Here is a 6,764-nt window from a genome sequence, read left to right as displayed (position 1 = left end):
GATAACTTTCATTTCCGTTCAAATAACGTAGAACGATTTGTATTTTTTCATCAGCTGTAAATTTAGCCATAGAAAAACTGCACCTCCAATTGTTAGACTGTGTCTAACAATTGGGGTGCAGTTCAGATTAGCTCTTTTTTTGCGGGTAGTAAAATTTCCCGTAACTGGCCTGATTAAAGTTTCACTTTATACACCAAGTAATTCTTTTAGTTCGTCTGTTGATAGTTCAGTCATCCAACTATCGCTTGTGATGACCGCATTGTTTAGAGATTGTTTTCTTTCTAGCATTTCATCAATTTTTTCTTCTAATGTTCCTGTTGTAATGAGTTTGTGAACATGAACAAATCGTTTTTGACCAATGCGATATGCGCGGTCTGTTGCTTGATTTTCCACAGCTGGATTCCACCAACGATCGTAGTGAATGACATGGTTGGCAGCGGTTAAGTTTAGTCCTGTTCCGCCAGCTTTTAAAGATAAGATGAAAATGTCATACGTCCCATTTTGGAATTCCTCAATCATCTTGTCACGATCTTTTTTCGGTACACTACCGTTTAAGAAGAGGACACGCTGGCCGAATTTTTCTTCTAGCACACGTTTTAGCATGTTCCCCATGCCGATGTATTGAGTGAAGATGAGGCAACTTTCATCTTGATCCTTTATATTTTCGATGAGCTCCATTAACGTTTTTGTTTTCATGGAGCGTTCAACGACATTTTGTGGCTCTTCTTCTTTTAAATAAAGAGCAGGATGATTACAAATTTGTTTTAGCTTGTTCAACATAAGTAATATAAAGCCGCGTCTTTCAATTCCGCTTAATCCTTCTACATTTTGCAGTGTATCTTGAACAAGTTGTTCATATAAGGAAGCTTGTTCACCAGTAAGAGGACAGTAAGCTTTTTGTTCTTGTTTATCTGGTAAATTTAATGCGACTGTTTGATCTTTCTTCGTTCGGCGCAGTAAAAATGGTGAGATAAACCGTTGAACTTGCTGGATTTTTCCTTCATCACGATCTTTTTCAATCGGTGTAACGAAGCGGCGCTGGAATTGCCCTAAGCTTCCGAGATATCCATGATTAATAAAGTCGAAAATGGACCAAAGTTCAGCGAGGCGATTTTCCATCGGTGTACCAGTTAAAGCGATTTTGTGATTTGCTTGCAAGTTTCGTACTGCTTTCGACTGTTTTGTATGTGGGTTCTTAATATTTTGTGCTTCATCCAAAATAACAGCATCCCAGCATAATGAAGTCAGTTCTTCCTCATCGAGCTGAGCCAATGCATAAGATGTTAATACAACATCTGCCGATTGAAGGAAATCTTCAAAAGAATTGCCCTTATCTCTATTACTTCCGTAATGTAATTGAACACGTAAATTCGGTGCGAAACGCTCAAATTCTTTTTGCCAATTTCCAAGAACAGATGTCGGTGCTACGATTAATGCAGGGCCTGTTTTGAGATTGTTTTCTTTTATATATAGTAAGTAAGAGATTGTTTGAATACTTTTCCCGAGTCCCATATCGTCAGCTAGCAATGCTCCAAATCCAAGCTTTCGTAAATATAATAACCATTCAATACCGTGTTGTTGATACGGACGAAGTGTTGCGTTTAGTGAAGTAGGGACATCTACTTTTGGAATATCTCCAATATGAAGCAGCTTCTGGAAGAGTTCTTCATAATATCCATCTAGTTCGATTTCAATATCAGTAAACGGGCTATTATCTTCTACAATTTCGGTTTCAGCCGTATTTGATAAATGTTGCTGCAGGACATCTTTCATCTCTAGTCCGTATTTATCGGCACGGTTCATTAGTTTCCTTACTTCTTCGATAAAGGCTGGATCTAGTCGCATCCATTGACCGTTTATATTAAATAGACGTTTGTTTTGTTCAACGAGTTCGAAAAATTCGCTTTCCGATAAATCAATGCCGTTCGTCGAAATGCGCCAGTCAAAATTAACGAGCGTATTCATACCGAAGAACGATTGTGTTTGTGCTGTATTTTGCTTCAACTGAACACGTAATTTCGGTTTTGTTGCTTTTAAATTTTGCCACCATGATGGTAGTAAAATTGTAATGCCAGCTGCAAGTAATTCATTGCTTGCTTCTGTTAAGAAGTTCCACGCTTCGGTTTCAAAGAGCTCATTTCGGAACGTATCTCCTTCTTTTAACCACGGTATGAGCTTACTAAAACCTTCTTGTGTCTCTGTAATCCGTTCTTCGTAATCGTGCCATCTTTTCGGTAAGGAATCGATGTTTTCATATACATATATGCGATGCGCCCCGCGCTTTGGTGTCACAATTGTTTCAAGCTTCCACATTTCAAATTCTTCTTGTGGTTCTTGCAGTCTTAGTCCGATTGTAAACGGAAGATCATCTTCAATATAACCAATTTTTCGAAGCCAATCTTCTTCATGTAGTGCTGTTTCCAATTGTCTTTTCGTAAAGTCGTAATGTTCATATAGTCTTTTGGCATCTTCCCAGCCGTCATTTGAGCGATTATCTTGTAATATGCTTTCATTAACTGCTGCTGAGAAAAGAGATGCTAATGTGTCATCTTCAATTGGTGTATTTTGAACTTTCCAAGATGGTTGTTTGGACCAATGATTCATATCTGGTACGAAGCTGCCACTCGTAAAGGCATCCCATAATTCATTTGCATCTTTCGTAAGGGCTGTAATAGGTCCGTTTATTTGCATATGTGCAAATGAATTCATCGGTTTGTTTGCAATGTATTCAAAGGCTTGTGCATTTGTTAGCAGCACACCTTGTTTTCCTTCGAAGGTTGCTTCTTTTAGAAACGTACCGTAGAAAGAAGTGGAGTGCCATGTGAATGCATTTCGTTTCCAACTTGTTACGGATAATGGAGTACCGCTGTCATCTTCTCCCCAAAGGAACCAACCTTGACTAACATGCTGGAGCCTAATTGTTACTTCAGTTTGATTGATCATCGATTAATTTTCCTTTCCGTAATTCCTCTTGTAGTGCACGCAGACGTGAATGGAGATTGGCAATGTGAATAATGAAAGCATCCCATTCATCGGTGCGTTTTAATCGTTTATATAATGTACGTAATTTCTTTAAGTAACGAACTGCGCGTTTATATGATTTGCGATTTCGTTCTTCAATTGCCTCTACAGCAGCAAGATGGTAAAGAGGAAGTGCCGCTTCTGGCGCTTCTTTTTCAATATCTTTCAGTGGCTCTTTTAACAGTTCAATTGCTTCAAATCCATATAGGAGATGAAGCTCTGCCCATGTGCGATACTGTTTTTTCGCGAGTACGTACTGTTCATAGTTTGTGAAACTATACGGTAATAGTTCTTGTAAGATCATTTCGAAACCAGCTTGTTCATTTGTATGTGTTGCATATGTTTCATACATGATTACAAATAGCCGAACGACATCTTTTATGAAAATCGTATTTTCGTGATCTTGGATCGTTTTCTTTACTTGTTTATACGTAAAGGAAAGCCAATTTTTCGCACGATCCCACTGCATGGCACTTAATAGTTCTTCTAACCAATAGAAGTATAGACTCACAACAGAAGCAGGCTGTTTTTTTAGTAAGTCCATCGCTAGTAGATCTTCGTCATTCAAAAAGAGAAGATGGGAAGACGCTAACGCTTTGGATAGTGGATTGATTTTCGTATCGATTCGTTTTTCTTCTTCTTGTATTTTCTCTTTATTGTTTAAAAGTTCACTCCATATGTGACGATAAATGAAAAATCGCTCTTGCGTATAAGTGTCGGTAGAGAAGAATACTTCATGAACGAGACGAGCTGTTTCTTGTAAAATTATTTCAGACTCTGAAGGAATCGCTTCTGATTGTAAGTCCCGAACGATGGATTCCACTTTGTCTACAAATAGGCGAATGACATTAACAGGTTGGTGATAAGAATACGTTTTGTTTGCGTCGAATGCCTGAATTTCTTCTAATAACTTTTGAAAGCAGTAAAGTGCTGCGTGTAACCTGAATAATTCATGTATCGCAATGACACGCGGAGCTTTCCGCTCAAGTTTCGTATAGAAATCTGTAAAGATACTCATAAGAAAATACATTTGTTTATAAGTAAGCCGAGCTTGTTCTTTTTTAAATGATTCATATTCTTTTTCAAAATACGATTGCCAACTTTTATAATCGGTTTCTTCAAAAGCTGATGATTGCAATACTTGTCTTGCAGTTCGAATAGGAGGAAGGGAAGGTTTCGTATTATTTTTAAATAAAGTTAATACATCTCCTACTTGCCCGAAACTAGACGCTGCAGATAGTAATACAGCAAGCATATGCTCACATTGTGTTGGTGCGAAGCAATCACAATAACTTTCAGCGACGTTACGAATCGGAATATGAACGCTATATACGTTGCCTTCCGCATCTACAGTTCCTGATAGTGTATAACCATCAAAGTCAACATTGTAGACAACACCACTACGATATAGGTGCCGAGCTGTAGCGACATGTTCCTGATCAGCTGTTTGCTGTGGATCTAGTCCTTGAACGAACTCATTCGCAATCATCATAATTTCATCTTTCGTAATTGAGTGTTGCAGCATAATATTCCTCCGTACACATATTTCTTTCCTTTACCATTATAAACAAAAAATGCTCAAAACAGAAAAAATGAAATTTGGATTACATAACTTGAAAATCATGGTAATATATAAAATGTTAATTTTATATATGAATATATACGTATAGGAGGAGAAATGATTTGTCAGATTTACAGACGAAGTTAGGTAGTGGAATGAATAAGTTACAAGAAGGAATAGAACAAGGGAAAATGAAGTTGCAAGTTGCACAAGAAATTGCTCAATTGAAAAAGGGAATGCAAGTGCAAATGCAGAAAAAAGCAGAGGTTCTATTAGAGGTTGGACAGCAAGTGTACGTTCAATTAAGAGGAAATGGAGTAAATGAAGCGAGCTTAAAAGAAATGATTGCTCCAGTTCAAGAATTTGATGTGGCTATTTATCAGGCAAGAAAACGCATTGTTGAATTGCAAAAACAACAAGGTGAAAAAGCTACATGTGAATGTGGTGGACCTTTATCAATAAATGATAAGTTTTGTGGTTCGTGTGGAAAGCCTAACCCGATGTTAGCGGTAGAAAATGAAGGTGAAACGGTAAATTGTATTTCATGTAATGAGCATATCGATAAAAACTCTACTTACTGTCCAGTTTGTGGAATTAAGCAAAGTGGGGAGTGAATTAAATGTATTGTCGCACATGTGGAAAACAACATGGTGAAGAAGTAAATTATTGCCCAAATGAAGGTAGTATGGAGATTGCAGGAGCTATAGATGCAATAACATTAGAAAAAGATACTGCAAAATACTGCAAAGGTTGTGGCAATGAAAATGCTCAAAAAAATTTATATTGTCAAAAGTGTGGGTATTCTTTATTTGTTGCGAAGAAAAAAGAACAATCTGTAAAATCGCCTACAATGGATGGTGCTCCTAAAGTTGAGTTTAAAGCAGATAAAGCCGTTTTACAAAAAGGTTTTATTGGTGGGGCTGTTGCAAGTATTCTCATGTTAATTGCTGGTTGGATTGGTAGTTTATTATTTGCTTCTATGTTAAGTGAGATGTTTAGCAAATTTGCGAAAGAATTAGAAATGTTGCCGAATTTTTATTCGAGTGCAACTTCTACGATGTTAAGTTATCATTTACTTGGTTTTACAGCTAACGACGATAGTGGATTGATATTTTCTTTATCTTGGCATACTCCATTTACATTACTATTAATCATTCCATTTATTATTTTCGCTGGTACAGGAATTTGGTTAGGGAAGCAGCATGTTGCGAAAACGATTAAAGATCAAATTTTTATGGCATCAACAGTTGGTATTATTTATGGCGTCTTTTTATTCATTATAAGTTTTATAGCATCACAATCTTTTGCAATTCCATTCTCAGAAGCAGGTAAGATTACGGTTGGCTATTCAGCGATTAAGAGTTTATTGAGTGGTTTTGTATGTGGGACATTATTTACCTTATTAGGATTTATTGCTCATACAAGCAAAAACAATATGGCAGCAGCATTTCAAGAGTTAATGCCATATGGAGCGTCTGTTTATTACGGTGTTTCAGCTATGATAAAAGGACTTTTAGTAACAGCGGTAGCGGTTTGTATTATGGCGTTAGTAAGTAAGGAAGATGGTATTGAACCATTAAAAGAAATAACAACTTTAAAATCTGAAAGTACATTATTAGCATTAGAGTTAACACCTCAATTATGGAGTATGGCTCATTTTGCGCCGTTAGAAGTATCAAGTCCAGCACTTAGTAAGGAATTTACTGGAATTGGTAAGAAATCAAAAGCATATGAGAGCACACTATCGTTTTCATTTATATCAGGCGTCTCTGTAAATGGCGTAGAGCTCAGAGAGATATTGATTTCAAAAGGAGCAAATGAGGAAAGCCTTGCAGAATTTGATAAAGTGAATAACGTATTCCATTATGGTTTATTACTGCTTATTATTCCATTGTTCTTTATGTTTAGAGCGGGAAGAAAGTTAGCTAAATTACCGACTGCCAATATATATATTACATTAGCGGTATGCAGTGGTTCTTACACAATTATGATGATTGTAATGAATATGATTTCTAAGTTCCAAATTAATGTTTCAGGAACTGTAACAGGTTTATTTGGAACAAGTGGAACGGTATTATCTATGCAAAATTCATTTATATATTTAACTTTATTTAGCTTGATTGTGACATATGTAGCAGCATTTGCTGGAATGAAATTAGCTAAAAAATAGGAGGAGAGCACG

At 36.6% G+C, this 6,764-nt stretch carries 4 protein-coding genes; 2 read left to right on the top strand and 2 right to left on the bottom strand.

The window, feature by feature from the left end:
• Nucleotides 1-186 precede the first annotated feature (186 nt).
• Both H6481_RS24395 and H6481_RS24390 read right to left on the bottom strand, forming a co-directional pair.
• Nucleotides 187-2,943: a DEAD/DEAH box helicase gene (locus H6481_RS24395; protein ID WP_098818463.1), complete on the bottom strand. Its 2,757-nt coding sequence runs from the start codon at nucleotides 2,941-2,943 to the stop codon at nucleotides 187-189.
• Nucleotides 2,927-4,546 (bottom strand): hypothetical protein, encoded by a 1,620-nt coding sequence (locus H6481_RS24390; RefSeq protein WP_000939149.1) that lies wholly within the window; start codon nucleotides 4,544-4,546, stop codon nucleotides 2,927-2,929. The genes H6481_RS24395 and H6481_RS24390 overlap by 17 nt, the downstream gene beginning before the upstream one ends.
• Nucleotides 4,547-4,704: 158 nt before the next feature.
• Here H6481_RS24390 and H6481_RS24385 point away from each other — a divergent pair, with 158 nt between their 5' ends.
• The gene (locus H6481_RS24385; RefSeq protein WP_001281749.1) at nucleotides 4,705-5,196 is read left to right on the top strand and encodes a zinc ribbon domain-containing protein; all 492 of its coding nucleotides are present in this window, start codon (nucleotides 4,705-4,707) and stop codon (nucleotides 5,194-5,196) included.
• Nucleotides 5,197-5,201: 5 nt separating this feature from the next.
• Entirely contained in the window at nucleotides 5,202-6,752 is a 1,551-nt protein-coding gene (locus tag H6481_RS24380) for a zinc ribbon domain-containing protein (protein WP_097920046.1), read from the top strand.
• Nucleotides 6,753-6,764: the final 12 nt, after the last annotated feature.

Origin of the sequence: Bacillus sp. ME78 (genome assembly GCF_903970865.1) — a bacterium.
Taxonomy (GTDB): domain Bacteria; phylum Bacillota; class Bacilli; order Bacillales; family Bacillaceae_G; genus Bacillus_A; species Bacillus_A cereus.
Note: the sequence above shows the minus strand (reverse complement) of the source record. Positions and strands in the feature narration are given on the sequence as shown.